Annotated in this window: 27 protein-coding genes; 11 read left to right on the forward strand and 16 right to left on the reverse strand. The window is 57.0% G+C overall.

Annotated features, from left to right (window positions below; all coding sequences use genetic code 11):
* Position 1: 1 nt before the first annotated feature.
* Genes M6F29_RS00290 through M6F29_RS00315 form a run of 6 tightly spaced genes read left to right on the forward strand, consistent with a single transcriptional unit; the run spans position 2 to position 7,598 of the window.
* The gene (locus M6F29_RS00290) at positions 2-517 is read left to right on the forward strand and encodes a DUF4390 domain-containing protein (protein WP_298156421.1); all 516 of its coding nucleotides are present in this window, start codon (positions 2-4) and stop codon (positions 515-517) included.
* Positions 514-2,676 carry a sensor histidine kinase gene (locus M6F29_RS00295; protein WP_297477611.1) on the forward strand — a complete coding sequence of 721 codons (2,163 nt, stop codon included), beginning with the start codon at positions 514-516 and terminating at the stop codon, positions 2,674-2,676. Before M6F29_RS00290 ends, M6F29_RS00295 begins: the two co-directional genes overlap by 4 nt.
* Complete coding sequence (locus M6F29_RS00300; RefSeq protein WP_297453661.1) at positions 2,673-3,986, forward strand: sigma-54-dependent transcriptional regulator; 1,314 nt, start codon at positions 2,673-2,675, stop codon at positions 3,984-3,986. Before M6F29_RS00295 ends, M6F29_RS00300 begins: the two co-directional genes overlap by 4 nt.
* Positions 3,987-4,025: 39 nt before the next feature.
* Positions 4,026-5,330: a glycosyltransferase family protein gene (locus M6F29_RS00305; protein WP_298156424.1), complete on the forward strand. Its 1,305-nt coding sequence runs from the start codon at positions 4,026-4,028 to the stop codon at positions 5,328-5,330.
* Positions 5,305-6,639, forward strand: a complete 1,335-nt coding sequence (locus M6F29_RS00310; protein WP_298156427.1) for an O-antigen ligase family protein — start codon at positions 5,305-5,307, stop codon at positions 6,637-6,639. Before M6F29_RS00305 ends, M6F29_RS00310 begins: the two co-directional genes overlap by 26 nt.
* Positions 6,636-7,598: a hypothetical protein gene (locus M6F29_RS00315; RefSeq protein WP_298156428.1), complete on the forward strand. Its 963-nt coding sequence runs from the start codon at positions 6,636-6,638 to the stop codon at positions 7,596-7,598. The genes M6F29_RS00310 and M6F29_RS00315 overlap by 4 nt, the downstream gene beginning before the upstream one ends.
* Before the next feature lie 11 nt (positions 7,599-7,609).
* Here M6F29_RS00315 and M6F29_RS00320 read toward each other — a convergent pair whose 3' ends face one another.
* Together M6F29_RS00320 and M6F29_RS00325 are read right to left on the reverse strand one after the other, a co-directional pair.
* Complete coding sequence (locus tag M6F29_RS00320; protein ID WP_298156429.1) at positions 7,610-8,674, reverse strand: glycosyltransferase family 9 protein; 1,065 nt, start codon at positions 8,672-8,674, stop codon at positions 7,610-7,612.
* Positions 8,664-10,292: a phospholipase C gene (locus M6F29_RS00325; protein WP_298156432.1), complete on the reverse strand. Its 1,629-nt coding sequence runs from the start codon at positions 10,290-10,292 to the stop codon at positions 8,664-8,666. Before M6F29_RS00325 ends, M6F29_RS00320 begins: the two co-directional genes overlap by 11 nt.
* A gap of 153 nt (positions 10,293-10,445) precedes the next feature.
* Here M6F29_RS00325 and M6F29_RS00330 point away from each other — a divergent pair, with 153 nt between their 5' ends.
* The gene (locus M6F29_RS00330; RefSeq protein WP_298156434.1) at positions 10,446-11,363 is read left to right on the forward strand and encodes an NAD(P)-dependent oxidoreductase; all 918 of its coding nucleotides are present in this window, start codon (positions 10,446-10,448) and stop codon (positions 11,361-11,363) included.
* 52 nt (positions 11,364-11,415) lie between these two features.
* Positions 11,416-12,072, forward strand: coding sequence for a CBS domain-containing protein (locus M6F29_RS00335; protein ID WP_298156437.1), 657 nt, complete (start codon positions 11,416-11,418; stop codon positions 12,070-12,072).
* Here the strand turns inward: M6F29_RS00335 and M6F29_RS00340 are convergent.
* Positions 12,054-13,469: an SGNH/GDSL hydrolase family protein gene (locus M6F29_RS00340; protein ID WP_298156439.1), complete on the reverse strand. Its 1,416-nt coding sequence runs from the start codon at positions 13,467-13,469 to the stop codon at positions 12,054-12,056. The two genes, M6F29_RS00335 and M6F29_RS00340, sit on opposite strands and share 19 nt — an antisense overlap.
* A gap of 148 nt (positions 13,470-13,617) precedes the next feature.
* Between M6F29_RS00340 and M6F29_RS00345 the strand changes: the two genes are divergently transcribed.
* Positions 13,618-13,845, forward strand: coding sequence for a hypothetical protein (locus M6F29_RS00345; RefSeq protein ID WP_298156442.1), 228 nt, complete (start codon positions 13,618-13,620; stop codon positions 13,843-13,845).
* On the forward strand, positions 13,842-14,657 hold the full coding sequence (locus tag M6F29_RS00350; protein ID WP_298156446.1) for a symmetrical bis(5'-nucleosyl)-tetraphosphatase: 816 nt from the start codon (positions 13,842-13,844) through the stop codon (positions 14,655-14,657). The genes M6F29_RS00345 and M6F29_RS00350 overlap by 4 nt, the downstream gene beginning before the upstream one ends.
* Here the strand turns inward: M6F29_RS00350 and M6F29_RS00355 are convergent.
* From M6F29_RS00355 to M6F29_RS00395, 9 genes are read right to left on the reverse strand one after another with little or no spacing between them, the layout of a single operon-like run.
* Positions 14,649-15,380: a lysophospholipid acyltransferase family protein gene (locus tag M6F29_RS00355; protein WP_298156449.1), complete on the reverse strand. Its 732-nt coding sequence runs from the start codon at positions 15,378-15,380 to the stop codon at positions 14,649-14,651. The genes M6F29_RS00350 and M6F29_RS00355 overlap by 9 nt on opposite strands.
* Positions 15,381-15,382: 2 nt before the next feature.
* On the reverse strand, positions 15,383-16,321 hold the full coding sequence (locus M6F29_RS00360; RefSeq protein WP_298156451.1) for a carbohydrate kinase family protein: 939 nt from the start codon (positions 16,319-16,321) through the stop codon (positions 15,383-15,385).
* Between the two features lie 12 nt (positions 16,322-16,333).
* Entirely contained in the window at positions 16,334-16,834 is a 501-nt protein-coding gene (gene tpx / locus M6F29_RS00365; RefSeq protein ID WP_298156453.1) for a thiol peroxidase, read from the reverse strand.
* A gap of 52 nt (positions 16,835-16,886) precedes the next feature.
* Positions 16,887-17,261: a glycine cleavage system protein GcvH gene (gene gcvH / locus M6F29_RS00370; protein ID WP_298156456.1), complete on the reverse strand. Its 375-nt coding sequence runs from the start codon at positions 17,259-17,261 to the stop codon at positions 16,887-16,889.
* Between the two features lie 28 nt (positions 17,262-17,289).
* The gene (gene prmA, locus M6F29_RS00375; RefSeq protein WP_298156458.1) at positions 17,290-18,183 is read right to left on the reverse strand and encodes a 50S ribosomal protein L11 methyltransferase; all 894 of its coding nucleotides are present in this window, start codon (positions 18,181-18,183) and stop codon (positions 17,290-17,292) included.
* A gap of 5 nt (positions 18,184-18,188) precedes the next feature.
* On the reverse strand, positions 18,189-19,541 hold the full coding sequence (accC, locus tag M6F29_RS00380; protein ID WP_297453997.1) for an acetyl-CoA carboxylase biotin carboxylase subunit: 1,353 nt from the start codon (positions 19,539-19,541) through the stop codon (positions 18,189-18,191).
* Between the two features lie 14 nt (positions 19,542-19,555).
* A complete protein-coding gene (gene accB, locus M6F29_RS00385; protein WP_298156461.1) occupies positions 19,556-20,014 on the reverse strand; it encodes an acetyl-CoA carboxylase biotin carboxyl carrier protein in 459 nt (152 codons plus the stop codon).
* Between the two features lie 4 nt (positions 20,015-20,018).
* Complete coding sequence (gene aroQ / locus M6F29_RS00390; RefSeq protein ID WP_297477645.1) at positions 20,019-20,453, reverse strand: type II 3-dehydroquinate dehydratase; 435 nt, start codon at positions 20,451-20,453, stop codon at positions 20,019-20,021.
* Positions 20,454-20,511: 58 nt separating this feature from the next.
* Positions 20,512-21,363 carry an SDR family oxidoreductase gene (locus tag M6F29_RS00395; protein WP_298156463.1) on the reverse strand — a complete coding sequence of 284 codons (852 nt, stop codon included), beginning with the start codon at positions 21,361-21,363 and terminating at the stop codon, positions 20,512-20,514.
* Positions 21,364-21,398: 35 nt separating this feature from the next.
* Here M6F29_RS00395 and M6F29_RS00400 point away from each other — a divergent pair, with 35 nt between their 5' ends.
* The gene (locus tag M6F29_RS00400) at positions 21,399-22,415 is read left to right on the forward strand and encodes a CDP-6-deoxy-delta-3,4-glucoseen reductase (protein WP_298156465.1); all 1,017 of its coding nucleotides are present in this window, start codon (positions 21,399-21,401) and stop codon (positions 22,413-22,415) included.
* On the opposite strand, the gene M6F29_RS00405 is transcribed toward M6F29_RS00400, so the two are convergent.
* From M6F29_RS00405 to hemC, 4 genes are read right to left on the reverse strand one after another with little or no spacing between them, the layout of a single operon-like run.
* Positions 22,404-22,931, reverse strand: a complete 528-nt coding sequence (locus M6F29_RS00405) for a heme biosynthesis HemY N-terminal domain-containing protein (RefSeq protein ID WP_298156467.1) — start codon at positions 22,929-22,931, stop codon at positions 22,404-22,406. The two genes, M6F29_RS00400 and M6F29_RS00405, sit on opposite strands and share 12 nt — an antisense overlap.
* Positions 22,928-23,923, reverse strand: a complete 996-nt coding sequence (locus tag M6F29_RS00410; protein ID WP_298156469.1) for a uroporphyrinogen-III C-methyltransferase — start codon at positions 23,921-23,923, stop codon at positions 22,928-22,930. The genes M6F29_RS00405 and M6F29_RS00410 overlap by 4 nt, the downstream gene beginning before the upstream one ends.
* The gene (locus M6F29_RS00415) at positions 23,916-24,656 is read right to left on the reverse strand and encodes a uroporphyrinogen-III synthase (RefSeq protein WP_298156472.1); all 741 of its coding nucleotides are present in this window, start codon (positions 24,654-24,656) and stop codon (positions 23,916-23,918) included. The genes M6F29_RS00410 and M6F29_RS00415 overlap by 8 nt, the downstream gene beginning before the upstream one ends.
* Before the next feature lie 4 nt (positions 24,657-24,660).
* The gene (hemC, locus tag M6F29_RS00420; RefSeq protein ID WP_297477658.1) at positions 24,661-25,632 is read right to left on the reverse strand and encodes a hydroxymethylbilane synthase; all 972 of its coding nucleotides are present in this window, start codon (positions 25,630-25,632) and stop codon (positions 24,661-24,663) included.
* Positions 25,633-25,642 lie beyond the last annotated feature (10 nt).

A 25,642-nucleotide genomic window follows, 5' to 3' on the forward strand; every position in this document is an offset into this window, starting at 1 on the left:
TTTGCTGTTATGGGGCTTTTTAGCCCATGCCGAAGGTATCGACATCCAGAACGCAGAGGTGCAGTGGATCGACTCGGCAAACGTTTCGCTGACGACAAACTTCACGATCAATTTGACCGCAGCCCTGAAAGAAGCCGTGGAACGTGGGATTCCCCTGACTTTCGGTCTCGACTTCAGTCTGACCCAGCCACGCTGGTACTGGTTCAATCGTCAGGCACTGACTTGGCACCAGGAACGGCGTTTGAGTTTCAACCCGTTGACCCGGGTGTATCGTTACTCCATCGGTGGGCTTTACCTGAATTTTTCATCTCTGGACGAGGCCTTGCAAGCCCTGGAGACCGTCAGGGCTGTTCCCGTCCACAGTCAGATCCCGCTTGGTAAAGGCGAGCAGTACCTGGCACGGCTTCATATCGAACTGGATACTTCGTATCTGCCCAAGCCTTTTCAACTGGATGCGTTGTATTCCGATGATTGGACCCTGACATCACCGCACCGGGAATGGATATTCGCCCCTTGAAACGGATCCCTGCCCTCCTGGGACTGCGTTCCCTGTGGTTTCTTCTGCCCATCTTTGGGGGGGCTACGACCTTTCTGGTCATTTTGTCCGTAGCGACGGCGAATACCACCCTGTTTGCGGCAGATTACCCCAGACTTCTCATGGGTGGAGCCACCATGGCCTTGTTGTTGATGGGGTTGATTGCCTATCAACTGGTCATGCTCTATCGCAAGTGGCGACAACAAGTCTTCGGTTCAAAACTGACTTTCAAACTGGTATTACTATTGGTGGGCATGGCGGTACTGCCCGGGACACTGGTTTATGGCGTATCCGTCCGGTTTCTGTCGAGCAGCATCGAATCCTGGTTTGATGTGAATGTGGACAAGGCCTTGACGGCCGGACTTGGTCTGGGGCGTACGGCCTTCGATAGCCTGCTGGATGATCTGGTTCACAAGGCGACGACGATGTCCTCGGTGCTGGCCGATGCGACAGCCCTGGACGAATTTTCTCTCCTGCAGCAGTTGCGCGAGCAGTTTGGGGTCCAGGAGGCCACCCTGCTCTCAAAAAACGGGACGGTGCTGGCTTTTTCCAGCGCTCGAAATGATGCCCTGATTCCCGAGGGGTTGACCCTGACCGGGAACATCAGTCATCAGATTCGTGCTCAGCGCCCCTATCGAATGGTGGAGAATTTACCGGGAAAGGGGATATTTCTGCGCGTATTGGTGCCCGTCAACCGGATTTCCTTTACCGAGGATTTCAGGGTGCTGCAATTACTGCAGCCCGTTTCCAAAGAGTTGGCCACCAATGCGGATCAGGTGGAAGCGGCCTGGCGTGGCTATCAGGAACTTCTCCTGGCGCGCCATGGCTTGAAAAACCTGTACCGGCTGAACCTTTCCCTGGTCTTGCTGCTGACCCTGTTGACAGCCATCGTCCTGGCTTTTGTGGTTTCCGAACGGTTCGGGGCACCGCTCAATGCGCTGGCAGCCAGCACCCGGGCTGTGGGCGCCGGGGATTTCAGCATCCTGACGCCAGTCAGCAGCAACGATGAACTGGGCGTGTTGACCGCATCCTTCAATACCATGACCCATCAGTTACGGGAGGCGTCCCTGGCCCGGCAACGTTATCAGCAGGGGTTGACCGAGGCCAAGATCTACCAGGAAAACATCCTCTCGAACCTCTCTGCGGGCGTGCTGGTGCTGGATCCCCACCTGCATCTCAAAAGTGCCAATTTCAGTGCCCAGCAGATGTTGGGATTGAGCGGACTGGAGGGGATCACCCTGAAGGAATGGGGCTATCGAGCCCCCTCGCTGTTGCCCATCGTCGATTTTCTGGAAAAGAATTTTTCTGGTTCTTCTGCTCAGGGATGGGAAGGGGATGCGGAGTATGAAGGCGAACAGGGACGTCGCAAACTTCATTTCAAGGGGTCGCGTTTGCCGGAAGGTCTGGGTGGCGACTGGGTTCTGGTATTCGATGACATCACCCAGATGGTTCAAGCCCAACGTTACGCGGCCTGGGGGGAAGTGGCACGCCGCCTGGCCCATGAAATCAAGAATCCTCTGACTCCCATTCAACTGGCTGCGGAGCGGTTGGATCATCGTTTGCGGGATCACCTGAGTGAGGGGGACGCTGAGTTGCTGAAGCGCTCAACCCGTACCATCATCAATCAGGTGGACGCCCTCAAAAACATGGTCAACGATTTCAGTGAATATGCCAAGGTCTCCCGTTTGGTGGAAGAGCGTTTATCCCTCAACGACCTGATTCGGGAGGTGCTGGTATTGTACGAGAATGCAGGAGAGCATATCATCCCCCAGTTGGATCCCGACCTTCCGGAAATTCAGGGAGATACCACACGATTGCGGCAGGTCATCCATAACTTGTTGCAGAATGCGTTGGATGAGGGGCGGGATCAAAAGGACTTCAGGGTGCGTGTGATCACCGAACAGGACGAGGAATGGGCCAAACTGAGCGTATCGGACAATGGACAGGGGTTTTCTGAACAGGTGATCGCGCGGGTATTTGAACCCTATATCACGACCAAGTCCAAGGGGACCGGCCTGGGGTTGCCTATCGTCAAGAAGATCGTGGAAGAACATCATGGTCATATCCGGGCTTTCAACAGTGTTGCGGGCGGGGCAACCATCGAGATCCGGTTGCCCATGAGGAAGGGGAATCGGGGATGAGCAATTTGATCTTGATCGTGGACGATGAAATCGGTATTCGGGAATTACTCTCGGAAATTTTGCGCGATGAAGGATATGAAGTACAGTTGGCGGCGACCGCCAGTGAAGCCCGCGAACTAAGGCAGCGCCAGCGTCCCGACATGGTGTTGCTGGATATCTGGATGCCTTTGGAAGATGGGGTGACCTTATTGCGCGAATGGGCCAGCACGGGGCAATTGACCATGCCGGTGGTGATGATGTCAGGACATGCGACGGTGGATATGGCCGTGGAGGCGACGCGGATGGGGGCTTATGGCTTTCTGGAGAAACCCATTGCCTTGCCCAAACTCCTCTCCACCGTGGTTCGTGCCATGCAGGCCGGAAAAGAAGTACGCCAACAGACACTATCCAGCCATCAGTTGGGCCGTTCCGCTGTGATGAACGAGTTACGGCAACGCCTCGATCAAATAGCTTCCCAGGCCGTTCCTCTCTTTTTGATGGGGGAGCCGGGGTGCGGAATCGAATTGATTGCCCGCCACCTGCTCAAACCCAATGCGCTCTGGTATGCCCCCGAGGAGATGCATTGGCTGGAAGAAAACCCCTTTCAGCCCCTGCAGGATTATCAGGGGGGAGTCATCTTCATTGCCGAACTGGCGAACCTGAAGGCTGCAGAGCAGCAAGGTCTGATACAACTGATGTCCAAGTTGTCACGCTATCATCTGCGCCTGATTTGTGGCAGTGCCCAGCCGCTCGGGGAATTGATCCGTAACGGGCACCTGGCTGCCGCATTTTTGGCTCAGATGGGCGGAGTGTCCTTGGCCGTTCCTGCCTTGCGTGAACATGCGGAGGACATTCCGGAAATTGCGCTTACCTTTCTCAATCGCATGATCGAAACCGGTGAAATCCCGGTTCGGACCCTGACCAGCGGGGCGCTCAACCTCTTGCGGCAGCAACGCTGGCCAGGCAACTTGCCCATGCTGGCCAGTGCCGTTCGGACATTGGCGCTGACAGCTTCCGGGTTTGAAATCACCTTTGAGGACGCCCAGAGATTTGTCACGGATTATGAAGGTGAGCCGGGAGAACCCGACACGGCCGATGAGGAGCAACGTTCCGTTCTGGTTCGGGACTTGGTCGCCCTATACGAGAAACCCCTGCGCGAGGCACGGGACGAGTTTGAGAAAGGTTATTTCGAATTCCATCTCAGAGATGCCAGAGGCAATATTTCCCGGGTTGCTGAACGGGTCGGACTGGAACGGACCCATCTTTATCGGAAATTGAAGCAACTGGGGATTCATGGCGTCATTTATCGGCATGAGAGCGAGAGGGGCTAGGGTGCATTCGGCACGAATCTCCTTCGCCGTTGACAAGGCATGACGAGCGCGCCAGCACGTCGTTGGCTGATTCTTTCCCATGGATTCAACATGGACGGAAGGGCGGCCAGTCTGACCATAACGGACAAGATCCCTCACCTCAGGGCGGCTGGTATCGAACCCATCGTACTCAGCGCGGTTACCGGCGTCAGGGATTCGCGTTTCGTTCACGAACAATTACTTCCCTGGGGCCCCGCCGGCTTCCGTTTCGACCTGCGTCACTTGCTGGCCCTGAAATGGGGTCGCGATTGGCGTTACCGCGTGGTTACCGGTTTGACTTCGCTGCTTCTGGCCCCTTTCATCATTCTGGAACGACTGGTCGTGGGACTGCAAAGTCAGTGGTCCTGGACGCCTGCCGCCCTCTATCGGGGGTGGAAAATGATTCGGCGTTATCAGCCGGAACTCATCTACTCCACAGGGGGAGCCTACTCGGCCCATTGGGCGGGATACTGGTTAAAAAAACTGACGAAAGTTCGCTGGATTGCCGAGATCCATGACCCCATGATTTTTCCGGGGACAACTCCGGCCACCCGAAATCTCAAGTTTTGGGCTCGCCTGGAAGGGATGATCTGCACGGAGGCGGATATGGTCTGGTGGTTTACCGAGCAGGCTCTGACCAGTGCGCTGAAACGGCACCCACAATTGGGCAAGCGCGGCTTTGCCCTATTGCCCGGGGCGGAACCCCCCCAGGCCAGGGCAGCCTACCAGAAAGGGCCTCGTTTGCGTCTGGGGCACTTTGGCTCTCTCTCCGAGGTGCGTACCCTGCGTCCATTTGTGGAGGCCCTTGCGCGTTTTTCTCAATCCTGTCCGGAACAGGCGGGGGACATGGAAATTCATTGTTTTGGTGGAAGCATCGATGGGCCAGGTCGAGAAGCCATTCAGCGGTTGGGAATGCAGAAATATTTTTTCGAACACGGGCGTCTGGAACGGGATCCTCACTCGGGACTGTCCGGTCGGGAACGTATTCAGCAGGAAATGCACCGGATGGATGGTCTATTGCTGATCCATGGTCATACGGCCGATTGTGCCGAGTACATTCCTTCCAAATTTTATGATTACCTATGGGCAGATCGGCCGGTGATTGGCCTTGTGCATCTGAACCCCCAATTGATGGATTTAATCGGGAAGCATGGGGGCTATGCCATCGAGGTGGACCGGAGCGGGGCATTGGAGGCGTTACTGGGACGGTTGCATCGGGACTGGGTAGAGGACAAAATGCCTCGTTCCACCCTCCCCCCCCTGGGAACCCGACAGGCAGTGGAGGCCATCCTGCAGAGAATTGCCGAACGATGGGGAACGGCATGAGTTTTTGTCAAGAGAGTTTCTCTCGCAGGGCGGAGTATTCAGAGTGAAACTATTTTCTTTTGCCGCATCCATCCGCCTATGCGTCTATGGAATGCTTGCGTCCCTCCCTTTTTCAGTCGTGGGGGTCAATTTCTTTGGTTACCTCATTCTGCTGATGGCACTTTTTTCCAGGGAATGGTGGCAAGCGCTTCCACGGTTATTGAGAAACCCACTGTCACTGACAGCCTTGATCATGCTTGTGATCGTCGGACTGGGGACAGTGTATTCTGTGGGACCGCATCATGAAGCCCTCAACGTACTCAACCGTTACCATAAACTTTTATTCATTCCTTTGTTGATGCCTTTTTTCCAAGAGGAAAAAGACCGGGTTCGAGGATTGAACGTATTGTGTGGAGCGTTGCTGATCAATGTACTCCTATCCTGGACTGAGTACCTGAGGTTGACACATATCAGTGATCCTATCTATGTGGCTGGCATGCCCAGCCCTGGAGATGCGGTTTTTCGCCAGCATATTACCCAAGGTTTGTTGTTTTGCATCCTGGTGGTCATTGCCAGTGCCTTGGGTTGGCAAGCAAGAGAAAAGCAACGATTTTTATATTGGGGGATGGCCTTACTTGCTGCGGGTAACGTGGCTTTCGTGATGGTAGGGAGAACCGGCAAGGCGATGCTCCCCGTGATTGCGCTTTGGTTATTGGGCGAGTGGTGGTTTTCACGAAACAGGGCAGTGGTGCGGCAGGAGAAAGATCTCTCGAAGACCCAAAGCAATTCCGGGCCAAGTACTCGGTTTCAAGGGCGTTGGGTACTGGTTCTCAGCGTGATGATCGTGCTGGGAAGTACCTTGTGGAGCCTGACGAACCCTTCAACGATGCTGGGAACCGTGTTTCAGGAGGTCCGACAATCCCATCAAACCGGCGCAGACACTTCGCAGGGAGAGCGAGTAGAGTTTTGGCATAAAGGGGTTCTTCTGTTTTTGAAACATCCTGCGCTGGGATCGGGAACCGGGTCTGTTCTGACCTTGACACAAGAATTGGCCAAAAATGAGACTACACCGGTCAATCGATTGGCGACTTCCAATTTCCATGACGAATACCTGATGTGGGCTGTCCAGTTTGGCGTTCCTGGTTTGGTAGCCATCGCAGCCTTTTTCATATTTTATCTACGCGGCGGTCGTCAACCGGGACTGTCTGGACAAGTGTTGCGTGGCATTGGGATTCTGTTTGCCTTTGGCTGCCTTTATAATTCGTTTTTGGTTGATTTCACAGAAGGGTATAGCATCGTTTTGTTAGGCGGCTTATTGATTTCTCTATGAAACTGATTGAGTGTTCGAACATGGTGAGGATGCAAGAGATTCATCTTCCAACTTCCCTGGATTTTTGTAATCCATCCATTGTGGCAGGGGAAGAGGGTTGGTGGGTGCTGGTGCGAGCTCTTGATCCCATACCCTATCATGGATCTCAACAGGAATGCCTGAGCAGTGAAAACTGGTTGCTTCACTATGCGGATGATTTTACGCTGAAGTCTACCCGTAAATTGGATGACCAGAAAATCCGGCAAACTTGTTCACCGGCCAGGAATGGTCTGGAAGATGGGCGCCTCTTTCTTTGGAAGGGAGAATTGTGGGGTCTGTTCAGTGGATTCCGTCGGGAGGGCGAAAGTTTTTATAACACCATGACACTTGCCAGGATCAGTGAGGGTGAATGGGTAGATCCGGTAGTACTCCCCTCTCCTCATGACCATGCTCGAGAAAAAAACTGGATGCCCTGTGTTCGGGATGACGAACTCTACCTGTTTTATTCTACTCAGCCTTTGGAAGTTTACCTTTATTCGGAGGGTGAACTACGTCCAGTATCGGAAAAATTGGGCGTGAACCCCAAATCCCGGATTGCACCGATTCGAGGTTCTATTTTATCTGGTTCTTCACAGGTCATCCCATGGGAAACTGGCTGGCTTGCCGTGTCTCATCACCGCAGAAAAGCGCCAGTCTTTAAAAAACTATTTATGAAGCACATTACCCATGACTCCGAGTACCAGGTCAAAAAAGTTATTTTTGACCACTATTTTCTTTGCTTTGATGGAAATTTCAATTTAATACGACGTTCGGAACCTTTCCAATTTGAAATGGAAGGGGTGGAGTTTTGTGCGGGGATCGCCACCAAAGGTCGGAGGGTCGTGATGTCTTACGGGATTAGAGACAGAATTTCACGACTTTTGGAAACTCGGGTGGATACGCTGAATCATTTGATCATGGAACTACCTGTGTCAGGATAGACAGATTAGGTTCAACGCTGTGTACGTGTCAGGGTCTGGATGACCTCCAGAACGGCGCTCACCGGGAGGTTTTCCAGACACAGGCTCTTGCTGAGCGCGTGGCGGTCACATCCTTCCTGGTGGCAGGGTACGCAGGGTCCTGATCCCTGAATGATCCAGACATTTCCTTGGTGTTGGCTTCCCTGACGGCGCCAGGGTTGCTGTGCGCAGTCCTGGGTGGCGGGCCAGGGGCCCCACTTGACTGGATTGGTGGGGCCGAAGAGAGTCAAGGTGGGGATGCCCGTTGCAGCGGCCATGTGGGTAATCCCTGTATCTGGCCCCACAAAAAATTGAGCCTTCCGGATGAGATCGGCGGTTTCTGCCAGGGACAGGGTGCCTGCCAGATCGAGTGCCGTGGTGCGTTGTGCAATTTCCCGAACCACATTCATTTCCTCTGGATTGCGACTGCCTGTGAGAACAACAGGTATGGACCTCTTCTGTAGTTCTTGAATCAATGTGACCCAGTTCTCCAGTGGCCACGATTTATAAGTAAATTTTGGATAGGGATGGACCACGGCATACTTTTTTTCGTGCAGTGGCAGGGGGAGCGTTCCTTTTGCCGAGGGGGGGACGACGGTGCAGTCGGGAGGAATGCCCAGGGGTTCCAGTAACCTCAGATTGTGGGGGACGGTGTGCAGCGTTTCGTCATCGAACAGGAACGTGTGGGTGAGTAAACGCCGTGAAAAGGACGAGGTATGGGGATTGATGAAACCCAGACGCTGGGGGGCTGCCACAAAAGCGTAAAACCTCGCCCGATCAGAAGAGACCGGGCTCAGGGCATGGGTATAGCGGCGCCAGAGGGAGCGCCATTCCCTGAGACGGTTCCAGAGGGTAGTCCGATGAGGACTTTCAATGATTCCATCGATGTCCGGGTTGCCTTCCAGCACACCGGCCATGCCCTTCAGAACCAGCACGTCGATTCTGCTGTCAGGGTACGCCTTGCGCAGGGATCGCATGAGCGGCGTTGCGAGAAGAATATCCCCGATACGCAGGGTACAGAGGATCAGGAAACTTTTTTTTGGGCGATCAGAGGTCATGGGGAAGAAGTGCGAGAGGAAGTCCCGTGTCAGGGTCCAGAAAGAGAGGGGGAAGCGGTGTCGGCCGGGTGAAATCGAAGAGGTGCATCAGGTTGCCCGCCTCGCTGTCGAAAGACCCTTGGCCCAGGCGTGCTCCATGTAACCAATTGTCCTCGATGAAGCGGAGAATGGAGGTTTGAGTCAGCGCTGTATGGTCAACCCAGTTGGCCTTTGCCCAGGGGGACAGGACCAGCAAGGGAATGCGCGGACCAGGGCCACAGCGACCATTGACGGGGTGCCCATCGATGCCGAGGGGGATGCGGTTTTCCGATCCGCAATGTCCCGCACTGCTCAGGGTATCGGCCTGGGGGTCGTGGGAAGAATGAAGGATGGGCGAGAGCGCGTGATCATACCAGCCATCGGAATCATCATAGGTCAGGATGACGGCGGTCTCCTTCCATTCAGGACGACTTTGAAGGAAATTGAGTACACGCACGACGAAATGTTGTTCATCCAAAGGGTTGGAGTAGCCGGCATGACCATCTTGAAAGGCCGGTGCCTTGAGAAAACTGACGGCCGGAAAATTTCCCGCCTTTACCGCACTGAAGAAATCTTCCAGATCATACTGGTGATGGGCCGGTTCCGGCGTCACGCCATCCGGCAGGGTTGCATGGCCAATGGCGGACAGGGAGGACGGGCGGGTGTGAAAGGGGTTGGCCGTGGAAGGGTAGTACTGAAATCCATTGTGATGAGGCTGATAATCGCGTACCACCGAACCGGTGATCGTGGAACTGGTTCGGGTACAGCCCGAACTGCCGTCCGGGTTGACGCGATGGAGGTCAAAGCCCCCCATGAAATTTCCCCAGGGAACCTTTTTCCTGTCCAGCAGCTCGCCGATATTGGGGCCCGCCATGCGGATTTTGAGCGGTGAGCGCGAACAGACATCCTCTTCCGGATCGGCATCACCAATCAGGGTGAACATGCCTCGACCATCCGGCAAGAGGATACTGGTGGGCAACGAAGGGAAGCGTTGGGAAAAAACCGGAATTGTGCCATGGGTTTGCCCTGCCACCACTTCCAGCGCGCCCGGGGTGGAAGGGCCGAAGGTATCCGTGAAGGTGGCATCACTCAAGGCGTAGTGCTGGGCATAATTCCACAGGGCAGTGACGGTATTGCCATCGAAATAGCCCATGACCGTGGCGGGGCTGCCCAGTACGCCAGAAGTATGGGCCAGCCCATTTCCGGTGGATTCGACAAAGCGGTCCATGTGCCCGTGATGGAATGCTTCCTGTTCATCCGTATAGGCGTGAGACTGGTCTGCCGTGACTGCCTGCCTTCGGTCGAGACGAAAGGGATGGGGGTTCGGGTTCGAGGGCAGGGAATCGAAGCCGTCGACTTTGGGCGTGTGGGGTTTGGCAATGAAGCGGGGTGAGCCCGGAGGGTTGAGTGCCTTGGGATAGGCGCCGAAATAATGATCGAAGGAAATGTTTTCGTCGTAGAGGATCACCAGATGATGAATCGGGGTCAGGGTGGGGGGGGACAGGGGTGCCGGGGGGGAAGCCCCCGCCGCCTTGGCGGGATCGAACCATAGACAAAGCAGGTTCAAGAAGAGGATGAAGTGACGTCGTATCCTGCTCAAGGGATCAAGTTCCATAAAAAATGGATGCGATGGACTGGATTGGGATGTTAAAATGGTTCATATGTCATACGTGCATTATTCGCTTTTTAACTTCTTCGAATCTTTCTAGCATCGAAGGCCTGATTTTAACCCGGACACAGGAAAGATATTACCGTGAATACTCCGTCCTCTTCTTCACCTCAACAGGTTGCCGTATTGGGTATGGGTGCCATGGGTTCGCGCATGGCCCGTTCATTGATCGCCGCAGGCTATTCCGTGACGGTCTGGAATATTGAAGCAGCCGCTTGCCTGCCCCTCGTGGAACTGGGCGCACGCCATGCCATGACTCCCGCAGAGGCGGTGACCCATGCCGAGTTCGTGATTACCATGGTATGGGATGATGCCGCTTCTGCCGACGTGTGGCTCAACCCTCAAACTGGTGCACTCCCTCATATGAAAGCGGGGTCCATTGCCCTGGAATGCGCTACCCTGACCTTGGGCCATGAAAAAAAATTGGCCGATGCTTGTGTAGCCAAGGGCATCGAGTTCGTCTCGGCGCCCATGTCCGGGTCTTTGCCTGAAGCAGACAATCGTACGCTGGTCTTTACCGTAGGGGCATCTGAGGATGCCATGGTCAGGATTCAGCCACTTTTGCTGGCCATGGGCAGCAAAATCAATCATGCCGGGGGACCACTCGACGGGATTTCGGAAAAACTGATGATCAATGGCAAGTTGGGCATTGAATACCTTGCTGCGGCCGAAATGGTGGCCTTGATGAAGGTCGGCCATATGGATGTGGAACGACGGCTGGCCATCAAGGCCACCACGGCACCCTTTTCCCCGCGGGGATTGCGCGAGGCCCGTTTCATGGTCGATGGCGACTATACGGTGCGCGTCAAGGTCAACCAGATGATCAAGGATCTGTCCTACGAAATCGATCAGTTCGAGCGCCATGGTGTGCCCTGCCCTCTCCACCGGGCTGCGCGGAGCGCCTTTGAATGGGCGCATGACAAAGGCCACGGAGAAGAGGATTCCACCATTTTGGCCAAACTCTACGAAGAGGAAGCGCGCCGGCACGGCGGGATGAAATAGTCCAAAGCCCCCTGATCCTCTCGGAGCGGAAAGAATGTTTGTTGGTATGTGGATGACTCGTCGATTGTTGACCGTTACGCCGGAGGATTCCCTGGTAGCCGTGGCTGATTTGATGACCAGACACCGGATCCGCCGGATCCCCGTGGTGAAAGAGTCGCCATCTGGAGCACGGTTGGAGGGGATTATTTCCTATTCGGATGTTCTGCATGCCTATCCCAAGGAGGCTAATCCGTTTTCTCCGGTGAGCCGGGAGACTTTGATGGCTGAGTTTCCTCTGGAGTCGAATTTGAAGGTTCGTGATCTCATGCGCGCGAATCCCCTGACGACGACACCCGAAGAGCCCATCGAGCGGGCTGCTCAGTTGATGCGCGACAAGAAAATTGGTGCGCTACCAGTGGTACAGGGAAGGAATCTGGTGGGGTTGATCACGGAATCCGATCTGTTTCGTGCTTTTGCGAGCATTTTTGAAACGGATGCGAAGGGAATCCGGGTGACGTTCGATATTTCGGCAGGCGAGGATGTTTTCCCGAAACTGTCGGAGATCGTGTTGAAGCACAAATTGCGCCTGATTACCTTCGTGACCTTGCAGAAGCACGAGAGACCCTTGTGTGTTGTACAAGTATCTGGCGCACAAGTGGAAAACATGATCGAAGATCTGTGGGCTTTTAAACACCCGGTGGTCAGCGTCATTCACCTGCCCTGGTCCTGACCGCCGGGCTGTGGGGGTTTGACTATCCAGCCAAACCGTTCCAATTCAGACCAGGTTTGATCTGCCAGAACCTGATAGCCTGCTGGCGTGGGATGGATGTCGTCGGCAAATAACCAGGACGAAAGATCCTGAACGGTCGCTCCTGCGGTTTTGTTGGGGGTGTCGAGATTGCACAGAAGGGATGAGGGCACCTTGGGGCTGCACCAGGGAACGGTGGCATGAGTGAAGCCGTAGGCCTCGGGGTGGGCGACGAGTTCCTTGAACAATTGGTGACTGTCGAATATCTTGACGGGCTTGCCCTGCAAGTTGTCAAGCAGGCGCTGGTTGAATCGATTCACCAGCAGTGACAGGAGACTGCATGGGGCCAGGGTTTCCGAGGCGTGACAGACATAGCCGACCGGGGGAGGTTGGGGAAAATCTCTCAAAGTGTAGGGAAGGCCGCGTCCAAAGGGTGTTTCGGCAGAATCGGGGAGTGTATAGACCAGCACATAACGGGCTCCGTGCTCGATGATCCGCAGGGTGAGCCTGGCCAGATCGTCGGCTGCCTGATCTATCTGATGCTGGGCATGAACGAGTGCGGTTTGATATTCCTGGCCCAAGGCCTGGGTCGCAACCTCCTGCTGGCGAACCGGTCCCATGGTCGGATCATTCTGTTTTGCACGGGCCACCCGTTGCTGGACGCTTTCCGTGATGTTGACCAGGAATTGGGTGAAGACTGACAGCACATCATTGTTTCCACCAAACACGGTGACCAACTGGTCGGGGCGAAAACGATGGAACTGATGCAGGTACTGGGAGACCTGTTGGGTCAACGGCAAGGTCAAGGCTCCCTGATCGTGGTCAATGCCCATGGGGTCGCTGACCATGGCACCCCCTTCAGCAAAGTCCAGGCAAAATGCCGGGTGGCGCTCAGTCTGGAAACCAAAGGGGCAAAATACCGGTGTACGGGAAAATCCGCCCTTGGGCGTGAGGTATCGGCTACCGGGGGCGCCGCCGTAACCAACCAGGTTCGGAGTGATGTCGAGGTTGAGTCGTTGGGCCAAGTCTCCCACCCAATTCCCCGTTGCGGCGCCATTGACAGTGAATTGTCCACCCGCCGGATAGGGTAGACCGGCGAATGGGATATTGAAGGAGGTTCCCAGACCATAGGTTCGCTCGGCCAGGACCGTATAGGTCCCCATGTCGGAAAGGCTGTCTCCGAAGGCAACCAGGGCAGTGAATCCGTGGTTGGGCGGGGCATGAGGTGCAGGAGACTGCGTATTGAAGACAGTGGGGGTGATCGTTCCGTTTTGGGCCTGTGGCGGAAGTTCTGGAGAACAGCCCAGGAGACAGGCGACGAACAGGGCGCAGAACCACCGCGGTCCGGGCCGCCGCAGCAAAATCAGGAATGAGTTCATAGGAAAGATGTGGCTACCAAAGGGCTAACCCGGAAATTACCAGATAATGACTTTTAGGGCCAGAGGTTGAGAAAAAAGGTGAAACTTTCAAACGAATCGGCTGGACAGTTGGGGGTAGAATGGAAACGGTGCGCATTGAGGAGAGTTCATGATGAAGAGGCGTGTGGCATGTATTGGGGCGATACTTTTGGGTGCGGGGGCGCTGGGCGGTTGTTCTGACCGTTCCGTCCCTTCGGCTGCACAACAAAATGAGGCGGCGGTGGAAGCGCGCATCAAGCCGGTGGGGGAAGTGGCCATGGCCCTTCCGTCCCCTCCTGCGCCGGCAAACGGGAGTTCGCCTTCCACCGTTGCGACGCCAACCGCACCCACTCCATGAGTGTGTACGTAATCGGTGATCTTCAGGGGTGTCTGGAACCCCTGGACCGTCTGCTTTCCACCCTGCCGCTGAGAAAACGGGATGAGTTGTGGTTTGTCGGCGATGTGGTCAATCGTGGTCCCCATTCCCTCGAGTTGCTCCGCATGGTCAGGTCACTGGGCGATCAGGCGACGGTCGTACTGGGCAACCATGACCTGCATTTGCTGTGCGTGGCAGAGGGTGCCACCCACTTGCGTCCCGGAGATACGCTCGACGACATTCTCGAGGCGCCCGATCGGGAAGAGTTGTTGCGCTGGATACGCTGCCGTCCTCTGCTTTACCGGGATCAGGGGGTGACCCTGGTTCATGCGGGGCTGCTGCCGCAGTGGACTGTGGATCAGGCCGCCTCCCTGGCCAGGGAAGTGGAAGGGGTTCTGCAAAGTGACCAATATGGTGATTTTCTGAAGGTGATGTATGGCAATACCCCGACGGGTTGGCATGATGCATTGACGGGCGTGGCGCGTTGGCGCACGATCATCAACGGAATGACCCGGTTGCGCATCTGTTCCTGCGAGGGCGTGATGGAGTTTGGCTACAAAGGTCCCCTGAAGGGGATTCCGGATGGTTTTATGCCCTGGTTTGCCGTACCCAGGCGACGTAGTGCAGGGCAGCGCCTTCTCTGTGGTCATTGGTCGGCGTTGGGACTGCATTGTAGTGTCGATGTGCAGGGGTTGGATACGGGGTGCTTGTGGGGGGGGCCGTTGACGGCACTCAGACTGGAAGACGGGGTGATTTTTCAGGTGGCGGGCATGCCCGTTCGCCCCTTACATTGATTCACGCAATCGTTGGGTGAGTGTGTGCAACTGCAGCGCCAGTTGCCGTCGGTCGGTGCCCAGTTCGGTGGCCCGGAGAGGAGTGCCCAGAGACAGGGTGACCTGACTGGGCGGACTCTTCAGGATCCGCACCAGGGACTCCGTGAAGGTCATGTTTCCAATGAACGGATACGCGGATTCTTCATGCCCCTGGGGCGCGGAATAGCGCAGGGCGACGGGTAACAACGTGGCCTGGCAATCCAGGGGCGACTGCAGGAGAGCCGTTTTGAAGGGAAGGATGGTCGTGCCGTCGCTGGTGGTGGATTCCGGAAAAAACCCCAGATCATCACCCGCCTGCAGGACCTGTATCATCGCTTTTCCGATCTCCAGGGTTTGTCGACGGGAAGACCGGCTGAGGAACAAGGTTCCCGTCTGGGCGGCCAGCCATCCGAAAACAGGCCAATGCCGCACTTCGGATTTGGAAACGAAGCGTACGGGATGGACGGAGTGAATGACAAAGATGTCCACCCAGGAAATATGATTCGAAGTCAGCAGGTAGGGACCTGGACCATCGGGCCAGGCGCCTTGTACCTGAACGGTCAGGCGCAAATGCCGGAGCAGTGTGCGGGACCAATGGCAGATGAGTTGACGGCGCCGGGCCCGGGAGCACCACGGCAGAACCAGGGCCGTAGTGAGCACTGCGCGCAGGATATGTCCGAGCAATCTCAGAATGCGCGGGAGCATGCTCATGGGTCAAGAGAAAAGCCGAATTTCTCCTGAAGTTTTTCATTGAGTTGGGCGCGTGTGACAGTATGGTTCTGACCGCCCCGACAGGCGATTTTCAAGGAACCCAGCAAGGAAGCCAGACGCCCGGTGCGGTCCCAGTCCCAGCGGTGACTCAATCCGTACATCAGCCCCGCCCGGTAGGCGTCTCCGCATCCTGTGGGGTCGAGTATCCGGTCTGTCGGGACCGCGGGGATGGGGATGACTTCATTTCCGGCAAAGATGCACGATCCCTGAGCCCCCCGGGTCATGATGGCGGCATCCACGCGGCTGGCCAGTTGCTCGAAGGAGAGGCCGGTCTTGTTGGCCATCAACTGTGCCTCGTAGTCGTTGACCGCCAGCCAGGTGGCCTGTTCCAGAAACTCGAGCAGTTCCGGTCCGCTGAAGAGAGGGAGGCCCTGCCCGGGGTCGAACAGAAAGGGAATTCCGGCTTCGTGGAATTGTCGGGCATGCTGGAGCATGCCTTCCCGTCCATCGGGCGAAACGACTCCCATCGTAATGCCAGGGACCGTGTCGATGGTGTGGGTGTGAGAAGCAGCCATGGCGCCAGGGTGAAAGGCGGTGATCTGGTTGTCGTCCAGGTCTGTGGTGATGAAGGCCTGTGCCGTGTAACTGCCAGGGATGAGTCGAATGCCCCGCAGGTCGAACCCGAGATGTTCGAGGCGGGTTCGGTAGGGAAGAAAATCTTCGCCCACGGTGGCCAGGATGGAAGGCGTTTCTCCCAGGAGATGCAAGTTGTAAGCGATATTCCCTGCGGTTCCCCCGAATTCCCGGCGCATCTCCGGAACCAGAAAGGCGACACTCAACTGATGGAGGCGATCTGGCAGGATATGGTTCTTGAAATGATCCGGGAATACCATGATGGTGTCATAGGCCAGGGAACCGCAGAGAAGAATACGCATGGGACGGGTTTCTCAGTTCAGGGAAGTCAGGGCGGCGCTGTAATTGGGCTCGTCCTTGATGTCGGAGACCAGTTCGGTATGCAGAACCCGATCATTTTCATCCAGAACCACCACTGCCCGGGCAGTCAGACCGCGTAGCGGTCCGTCGGTGATGTCCACGCCATAGGCTTGATGAAAATGGTGGTTGCGGAAAGTGGACAGGATCTCGACGTTCTTGATGCCTTCGGCAGCACAGAACCTTGCCATGGCAAAGGGCAAATCTGCGGAGATGACCAGGATGACCGTATTCTTCAGCGTGGATGCCTTCTCATTGAATTTACGCGTCGAGGTGGCGCAGGTGGGGGTGTCGAGGCTGGGGACGATATTGAGAATCTTGCGTTTGCCGGCATAGTCCTTCAAAGTGCGATCGCTCAGATCCTGTGCGGCCAATGAAAAATCGGTGGCAATCTGCCCCGCCAGAGGGAACTGGCCGGCAACGGCGACGGGCTGTCCGCCCAGAGTTACGGTGGTCATGGGATTCTCCTTGTGGGTGGTGGGGGAATGGGAAATGATAGCGTAAATCGGGTTACACGCTGTGTTGGTAATCCTCGGCGGTCAGCAGTTGGGTGTAATCCTCCGCGCGATGGGGCGTGATTTTTACCAGCCAATGGTTGTAGGGTTCGGTATTGAGCACTTCGGGATGGTCCTTCAGGGTCTCATTGACGGCATATACGGTACCGCTGATGGGGGATGCCACTTCGGAAGCAGTTTTGACGGATTCGAGGGTGGCGCAGGATTCCCCTGCCTTCAGGACACGTCCCACGCTTGCAAGCTCCACAAACATCAGGTCACCCAACTGGTCTTGCGCAAAATCCGTGATTCCGATGGCCAGGGTTCCTTCCGCAGTGGGTTGAGCCCATTGATGGGTAGCACTATAGCGACGGTCGTTGGGGGGTAGCATGGTCACTCCAGGGGAATTCAGAGAGACGTCAGTATACCTGCTTCACACCGCTGAGACAGACCCACCCTTCTCGTTCCCCCACGATGGAAAGAGGACAATCCGGGGCGTAGGCATTCCGTACCCGTTCTACCTGGGAGGATAGAATGCCGGACAGGGTCAACCAACCGCCGACCCTGAGTTGGTTCAGGAGTAGCGGGGCCAGAACCACCAGCGGATTGGTCAGGATATTGGCGATCACCCCGTCGAAGCGGGGGGAATCCGGAAAGGAGTCCGGTTCGTAAAAGGAGGTGCTCACCCCATTGGACATCGCGTTGTCACGGGCCGTTTGCACGGCGATGGGGTCGATATCCACCCCGACGGGATGGGGTGCCCCCAGCAATGCCGCTGCAATGGTCAGAATTCCCGAGCCACAGCCATAGTCCAATATCCGTTGTGCGCGGGGGGGATGGGCGGCCAGCCATTCCAGGCACAGGCGGGTGGTGGGATGACTGCCCGTCCCGAAAGCCTGTCCGGGGTCGAGGCGCAGGTTGAGGGCGCTGGGGTCGGGGGGTTCATGCCAGGTAGGCACGATCCACAGTCCGGGTGCGGCCGGGATGGGGTCGAACTGACTTTGGGTGAGGCGGACCCAGTCCTGATCTGCCACGACCTCGCTGTGGTGGGGCGGGATGGGCTGGTCAAGGGAGGTGCTGACCTGTTCCAGCCAGGAAGAGGCCTCCCACTCGAGAGGCAGAAGCACCTCGATCTGGCAGTGGGGCCAAAGCGGCATGTCCGGACAGCCCGGTTCTCCGAACACGGGAACTTCCTCAGCGCCCGTGGCCTGGGAGGACAGGGTCACAGCCAGCGCCCCCTGCGCACTGAGCGCATCAGACCAGAGTTCGGCATGGTCCCGGTCGGTATGGAGGGTCAGACGAGTCCAACTCATGACCCTTACCCCTGTTTTTCCCGGGACAACTTTTCTTCCAGGTAATGAATGCTGGTTCCCCCCATCAGAAAGGCCTCATCCTGAAGCAATTTCTGATGCAACGGAATATTGGTCCGGATGCCTTCCACCACCATCTCGGACAAGGCGATACGCATGCGCGCCAGGGCCTGATCGCGGGTGGCGCCATGGGTCAGAACCTTGCCAATCAACGAATCGTAGTGAGGCGGGACGAAGTAATTCTGGTAGATATGGGAGTCCACGCGCACCCCGGGGCCGCCTGGCGCATGGTATTGCGTGATGCGTCCGGGGGACGGGATGAACGTGAAGGGGTCTTCAGCGTTGATCCGGCATTCGATGGCATGACCGCGCAGCTGGATATCTTTTTGTTTCCAGGACAGTTTTTCTCCGGCGGCAATGCGAATCTGCTCCTGCACGATATCGATGCCCGTGATCAGTTCGGTGACCGGATGTTCTACCTGAACCCGCGTATTCATTTCGATGAAATAAAATTCGCCATTCTCGTAAAGGAATTCGAAAGTACCCGCACCCAGGTAGTGGATACGACGGCAGGCAGCCGCACAACTTTCCCCGATTTTCTGGCGTAGGGCGGCGGGAACTCCGGGTGCTGGGGCTTCTTCGATGATCTTCTGGTGACGGCGTTGCATGGAACAGTCCCGTTCTCCCAGGTAAAAGGCATTGCCGAACTTGTCGGACAAGACCTGAATTTCCACATGGCGAGGCTGGGACAGGTATTTTTCCATGTAGACCGTGTCATTCCCGAAGGCGGTACGCGCCTCATTGCGCGTCAGGGTGAGGAACCCGAGCAGTTCCTCTTCCCGCTCCACCACGCGCATGCCGCGCCCTCCCCCGCCTGCCGAAGCCTTGATCAGCACCGGATACCCAATCGATGCAGCCAGCGCCTTGAGTTCCTTGGGGTCGGTGGGCAACTGGCCCTCCGATCCCGGGACCACGGGGACCCCCGACGCTTTCATGGCGGCCTTGGCGCTGATTTTATCCCCCATCAGGCGAATGGTTTCTGCCTTGGGACCGATGAAAACAAAGCCACTGTTCTCCACCCGCTCGGCAAAGTCCGCATTTTCCGACAGGAATCCATATCCGGGGTGAATGGCTTCGGCCCCGGTGACTTCGGCAGCCGCGATGATGGCCGGGATGTTGAGATAACTGAGTTGGGAGGATGCGGGCCCGATGCAGACCGATTCATCGGCCAGCACCACCGCTTTGGCATCGGCATCGGCTTCCGAATGGACGGCAACGGTTTTGATGCCCAGTTCGCGACAGGCCCGCAATATGCGCAGAGCAATCTCACCGCGATTGGCGATCAGAATCTTTTCAAACATGGGGGGTCTTCCTTTCAGGCCGTGGCGATGACGAAGAGAGGCTGCCCGTATTCGACGGGTTGTCCATTCTCCACCAGGATATGCTTGATGGAGCCCGTTACATCCGACTCGATTTCATTCAGCAGTTTCATGGCCTCGATGATGCACAGGGTTTGTCCTTCGTTGATGCTTTGACCAACTTCTGCAAAGACCGGGGCCCCTGGGGAGGGAGAGCGGTAGAAGGTTCCGACCATGGGCGATTTCACCACATGGCCTTCGCTCTCGGGCGTGGCTGCGACAACGGGGGCGAGTACGGTTTCGATCGGGGTGTGGGGGGCGGCCTGGGGGAAATACGATTGGGGCGGGGCATACTGGGGAGCCGAACTGCCGAACTTGGCGATGCGTACTTTTTCTTCTCCTTCCGTGATCTCCAGTTCGCTGATGCCCGACTCTTCTACCAAATCAATCAATTTCTTTAATTTTCTCAGATCCATGGGGTTATGCCTTGTTCATGAAATAGTCGAGGGCCAGTTCATACCCCCGTATCCCCAATCCACAGATGACTCCTACCGCGTTGGCCGACAGGTAGGAGTGGTGGCGAAAGGGTTCCCGGGCATGAATGTTCGACAGGTGTACTTCGATAAAAGGGAGGTCCACGGCAGCCAGAGCGTCGCGTAACGCCACGCTGGTGTGGGTCAACCCCCCCGGGTTGATGAGAATGGCCTGAGTGCCATCGACGCGGGCATCATGAATGCGGTCGATCAGCGCGCCTTCCCAGTTGCTTTGAAAGCAATCCACGGATACTCCCCGTGCCGTTCCCAAGGTGCGCAGACGGGTATCCAGATCGGCCAGGGTCAAACTGCCGTAAACCGCAGGCTCGCGGGTTCCCAGCGCATTCAGGTTTGGACCGTGCACGACGAGAATTTTTTTCATGTCGCGATTTTGCCTCGAAATCACTGGAAATGTCCAGAAATTTAACGAAAATCGCTACTCATTTCAAAAATGAGTCCACGCTGGGATAACGCCAGTTCAAGTGTAATTCCCGCTTGATGCGCTGGTTGTGAATGCGCCGGGATTCCTGCAAAAAACTGAGGTTGAGGGGGTCGAGGATTTTTTCCAGTTCATGGAACGGGAGAAAAGACGGGCGCGGCAGGTGATGGTGTTGGGCCAGAGATCCATAAAAGTCCCCTACCGGAAGGGGTTGATCGTCCACCACATTATACACGCGTTGCGGCTTTCCCAAGGTACAGGCCGCAACCACGGAACGTGCCAGGTCCAGTTCGTGGATATGATTGGTCCATGGGTTTTCCAGGGGCAAGGGAACGCCCCTCCGGAGTCGTTCAAGGGGCAAACGATGTTCGCCATAGATGCCAGGTGCGCGCAGGATGACCACATGGCAACCCGTGCGGCGACCGAAGGCGCGCAATTGGTTTTCGGCATTGACCCGACGTCGGGCACGGTCGGTATGGGGACGGACCGGACTGGTTTCATCCAGCCAGGCGCCCGCCGAGGAACCGTAGACGCCCGTGGTGCTGATGTAGATCAGACGCTGTGGTAAACTGGTGGCCCGTCCGAGCACGGCAAGCAGGTGTCGGGTGCGTGCGTCATCCTGGCCTGTGGGTCCGGGTGGGGCAAAATGAAGGACGGTGCGTGCCAGCCCCGCCAGCCGCTGCAGGGTATGGGGATGATCCAGGTCACCCGGAAGCGGCAAGGCACCCAGGGTACGCCACTGAGGCATCGCCTCCGTTCTTCGGCAAAGGGTAAATACGGGGCCCAAGCCCTTCAATAAGGGAAGGACGCGACGCGCCACGTTACCCGCGCCGATGATCAGGTAAGAATTCATCAAGTCATTGTAACGTCATTTACGCGAGAACGACCATGTCATTCCAAGTCACAGTCCAACCCAGCGGTCGCCAGTTTCAGGTGCACGATGAAGAAACCCTGTTGCAGGCGGCCCTGCGCGAAGGCATCGGTTTGCCCTACGGGTGTCGTAGCGGGGCCTGTGGCAGTTGCAAGGGCAAGGTTCTGGAAGGACGGGTGGACTATGGCGACTATCAGGCCAGTGCGTTGAGCGAGGAGGACAAGGCCCAGGGAAAAGCACTTTTCTGTTGTGCGCGTCCCATCGGGGACGTGGTCATCGAGGCTCGTGAAGTGAGTGGTTTTGCAGATATGCAAATCAAGAAGTTGCCCTGCCGGGTGGAGGCCATTGAACGTCCCAACCATGATGTGGTGGTGCTCAAACTCAAGTTGCCTGCCAATGAAAAATTCGAATTCATGGCAGGGCAATATATCGACTTCCTGCTCAAGGACGGAAAGCGGCGCAGTTTTTCCCTGGCCAACTCCCCTCATGATGCCGCCTTGCTGGAGTTGCATATCCGGCACTATCCGGGGGGAAGTTTTTCCGGGTTTGTGTTCAACGAGTTGAAGGAACGTGGCATCTTGCGTTTCGAAGGGCCCCTGGGGGCCTTCGTCCTGCGGGAGGATTCGGAAAAACCGATCATTTTCATGGCGGGTGCCACGGGTTTCGCGCCGATCAAGGGAATGATCGAATACGCGCGCCACAAGGGCATCACCCGTCCCATGGTGTTGTACTGGGGGGTGCAAAGCGTCGTGGACTTGTATCAGCGGGAGGTCGTGCGCACCTGGGAGGCGGAACTTCCCCATTTTACCTTCGTGCCGGTGTTGTCTGCGCCCTTGCCGGAAGATCGGTGGACCGGACGGACCGGTTTTGTCCATCAGGCCATCCTGGAGGATTTTTTGGACCTGTCCGGCCATCAGGTCTATGCCTGTGGCGCATCGCGCATGGTGGAGGCAGGTTTCAAGGCTTTCACCGAAAGCCGCGCCTTGCCGGAAAACGAGTTTTATTCCGATCCTTTCGTGCCCTCAGGAACCTGAAGGGTCCTTGGCTCCTGCCGGGAGTCCCATTCTGGAACGAATCGACGGAAGCATGGACAGTGTTTCCGGGTCTTCTTCCTCCCGGGCCAGATCCAGGTAGCGGTCCCTGGCTTCGAAGTGGTGTGCTTCATGGGCGGCCAGGGCCGCCAGCATCAGGCACAGGGGCCGTGCCTCCTCGCCCCTGAGGGCGATGCTGGCCATTTTTTCGGCCTTCTCCGGGTGCCCCGAGAAGTAGGCGGTCAATCCCTGATACAGGGCGCTGCGCGCGCGCGTTCTCGAGCGTCGGAGATGGTAGTTGCGGATCCGTTTGGGGAGTTGCCAGACCTTGAGGAACATGTGCCCCCCCAGATTGAGTACCAGTAGGATCAATACCAGACCCAGAACGAATACGGACAGGGAAATCTCGATACGCCATGGATTTTGAACGATCAGGACATATCCTGCCGTGATGTTGAAGGACAGGGCAAGAATCGTGGCGAGCATGAAAAGAAGGAGGAACCCGAGCAGCAACCTCATGGGTTTCCTCCCCTGGCGGCATGTACGGCGGCCAGTGTGGCGCTGATATCGGGCAGTGGGACGCTGACCGGCGTCGTGGTCAGGAGCTGGAGGTTGGACTGAAAATTTTTGACCGTAGGGTTCGTCGTATCGAAGTAGCGTTGGAGCCAATGCTGAGCCTCGGAGAGTTCGCTACGAAAACGTACCTCGTTGCGGGCCAGTACATCGATGCGTGCAGCGAAGAGACGCAATTTCAGGTTTTCACGCAGAAAATAGGTCTGCTCGGGGGTGAGCAGGGGAAGTTCGGGCGTATCCATGCGACGGATTCGGATGGCATTGTTCAATTCCAGCAGCACGTCCTGGCTTAGCCGTTCCAGCCAACCGGTTTGGGTATTCTTTGGCGGGGGGGGCGGTTTGGGTCGGGTATCCGAGGCCAGTGCCAAACCGTCGACCTGTTGGATCAGTGAATCCAGACGCAGGGTGATCCCGTTGGTATCCACGTAAGGAAGCGCACGCAGATGATCCATGTCCAGTTTCAGGTTTTCCCTGAGATGGGCCAGGGCTGGTTTGTCCAGGCGTTGCAGGCGCAGATCGGCGGCTTCCAGGGCAGCCAGGGCCGACTGGACATTACCCGTCAATTCCAGTTGCTGGTTGGCGATGATGACCAGTTGTTCGACCTCGGCCAGAATCCAGTCGTCGCGGTGACGCATGAGGTCCTGGTAGAGCGCTGCCAGTTCCACCTGCTGGTTCTGGGTGTCGGAAAACCGCGACTCGAGTACGGCCAGGCGGGTACTGGTTTCACGGCTGGTTTCGTTGGCTTGTTGAGCCAGACTTTGCACCTGCTGGGATAACTGATCCGTTTGAGACAATCGCTTGCTCAGATCCTGGCGCAGGTCCAGCAACTGGTTGCGTTGATAGAAGACCAGTCCCGCCAGTCCCAGGAGGATGATCAAGAGGGTCAGGCGTCCGGGTAAGTAGGACCTCGGCGTGACGGGCCGTTGTTCGTTATCCATGGGAATGTCCCTTTTTCTGGTAATGGGCAACCAATGCATCATCCCCGGGAGAGAGTACCACGGGATGGGGTAGCCCGAGTGCGCTCAGCGCCGCGGCGATCCGCGGATGACTGACGATGAAGGGTCGGGTTGCCAGAACCTCCCGTTGCGCCGGTGAGGCCATGGCCCACAGGTTGTGGAGGGATTCGGTGCTTTGCACCGAGATGGAAGCGCCGGCCTGCAAAGCCTCCTCCAACGTTTCGGGATTGTATTGACGGGGGACCTGACGAACGTAGCACTCGATATACCCTACCTGGGCCCCCCTCTGCTCCAGGGCCTCCCTCAGCCATTCCCGTCCTCCGCGCCCCCGTATGATGGCGATTTTCCAGTGGTCTACGTTCTGGAACAGAGGGAGTGCCAGCAAGGCTTCGCTGTCGGCGCCCTGCGTCGGGTAGAGCACGGAAGTGCCGCTGGCTTCCTGCAGGCGTCGGGCAGTGGCCAGGCCGACTGCGGCCAGACGGTGCGTTTCTTGGTGGAGAGGGGCAAGCAAGGTCCAGCCTGCCTGCACGGCATTGGCGCTGACAAAAATCCATAATTCTGCCTGGGCGGCCCAGGACAAGGATTCTGCCGTGGGTGCCAGGGGGGCGATGTCGATGGTCGGGTAGACCCAGGAGCGAATTCCGAGCGAATTCAGACGTTCTGCCAAGCGGGTGGCTTCGGCGCGGGGTCGGGTAATCAGCAACCCGGTCGGCATTGTTTCAGGCGCGACAGGCGTTCAGAATGTCCGCTGCCCCCTGATCGAGCAAGTCCTGAGCCACCGCCTCTCCAAGCGTTTTGTACTGGGAGAGCGGGGCGCTTTGGCAGGCCCGGACGATACGCGTACCGGCCGGGTTACCCACGAAGGCGCGCAGGGTCAGGATATCGCCTTCTGCCTCGGCAAAGGCGCCCAGAGGGACATCGCAACTGCCTGCCAGACGGCAGGAGACGGTGCGTTCGGCAAAAACACAGGCTTCGGTGGCTGGATCCACCATGGCGCCAATCCACTTTCCCAGGGTCGGATGGTTGGCTCGAAACTCCAGACCCAACGCCCCCTGCCCTACGGCCGGCAGACTGTCCGCCGTGTCGATGAGCGAGCGAATGCGGTCCGCCAAACCCAGGCGGCGCAGGCCAGCCGCCGCCAATATGATGGCCTGGTACTGACCCTGGTCGAGTTTGCGCAGACGGGTATCCAGATTGCCGCGCAGCGGGCGGACGTCGAGATGGGGGAAGCGGGCCCGGATCTGGCATTCGCGCCGCAAACTGGCGGTCCCCACGACGGCACCGGGCGGTAAGGCGGCAAGGTTTTCGTGATTGTTGGAGACGAAGGCATCGCGCGGATCTTCGCGGGGGCCCGCCACTCGCAGGACGAGTTCGGGGGGGCGATTCATCGGGACATCCTTCATGGAATGTACGGCCATGTGGGCCCGTCCCTCCAGCATGGCCAACTCCAATTCCTTGACGAAAAGGCCTTTTCCTCCCACCGCAGAGAGGGTACGATCGAGGATTTGATCCCCCGTGGTGGTCATTCCCAGCAACGAGAAGCGCGCAAGGGGATATAATCCTGCCATTTGTTGCTGGATATGTTCGGCCTGCCACAGGGCTAACCGGCTTTCACGAGTGGCGATGATGATTTCTGGAGAAGGCATGATGAAGAACACAATGAGTGCATCCGAGATACGGAATTCTAGCATGAAGGATGCC

Origin of the sequence: Ferrovum sp., assembly GCF_027317285.1 — a bacterium.
In the GTDB taxonomy this organism is placed as follows: Bacteria; Pseudomonadota; Gammaproteobacteria; order Burkholderiales; family Ferrovaceae; genus Ferrovum.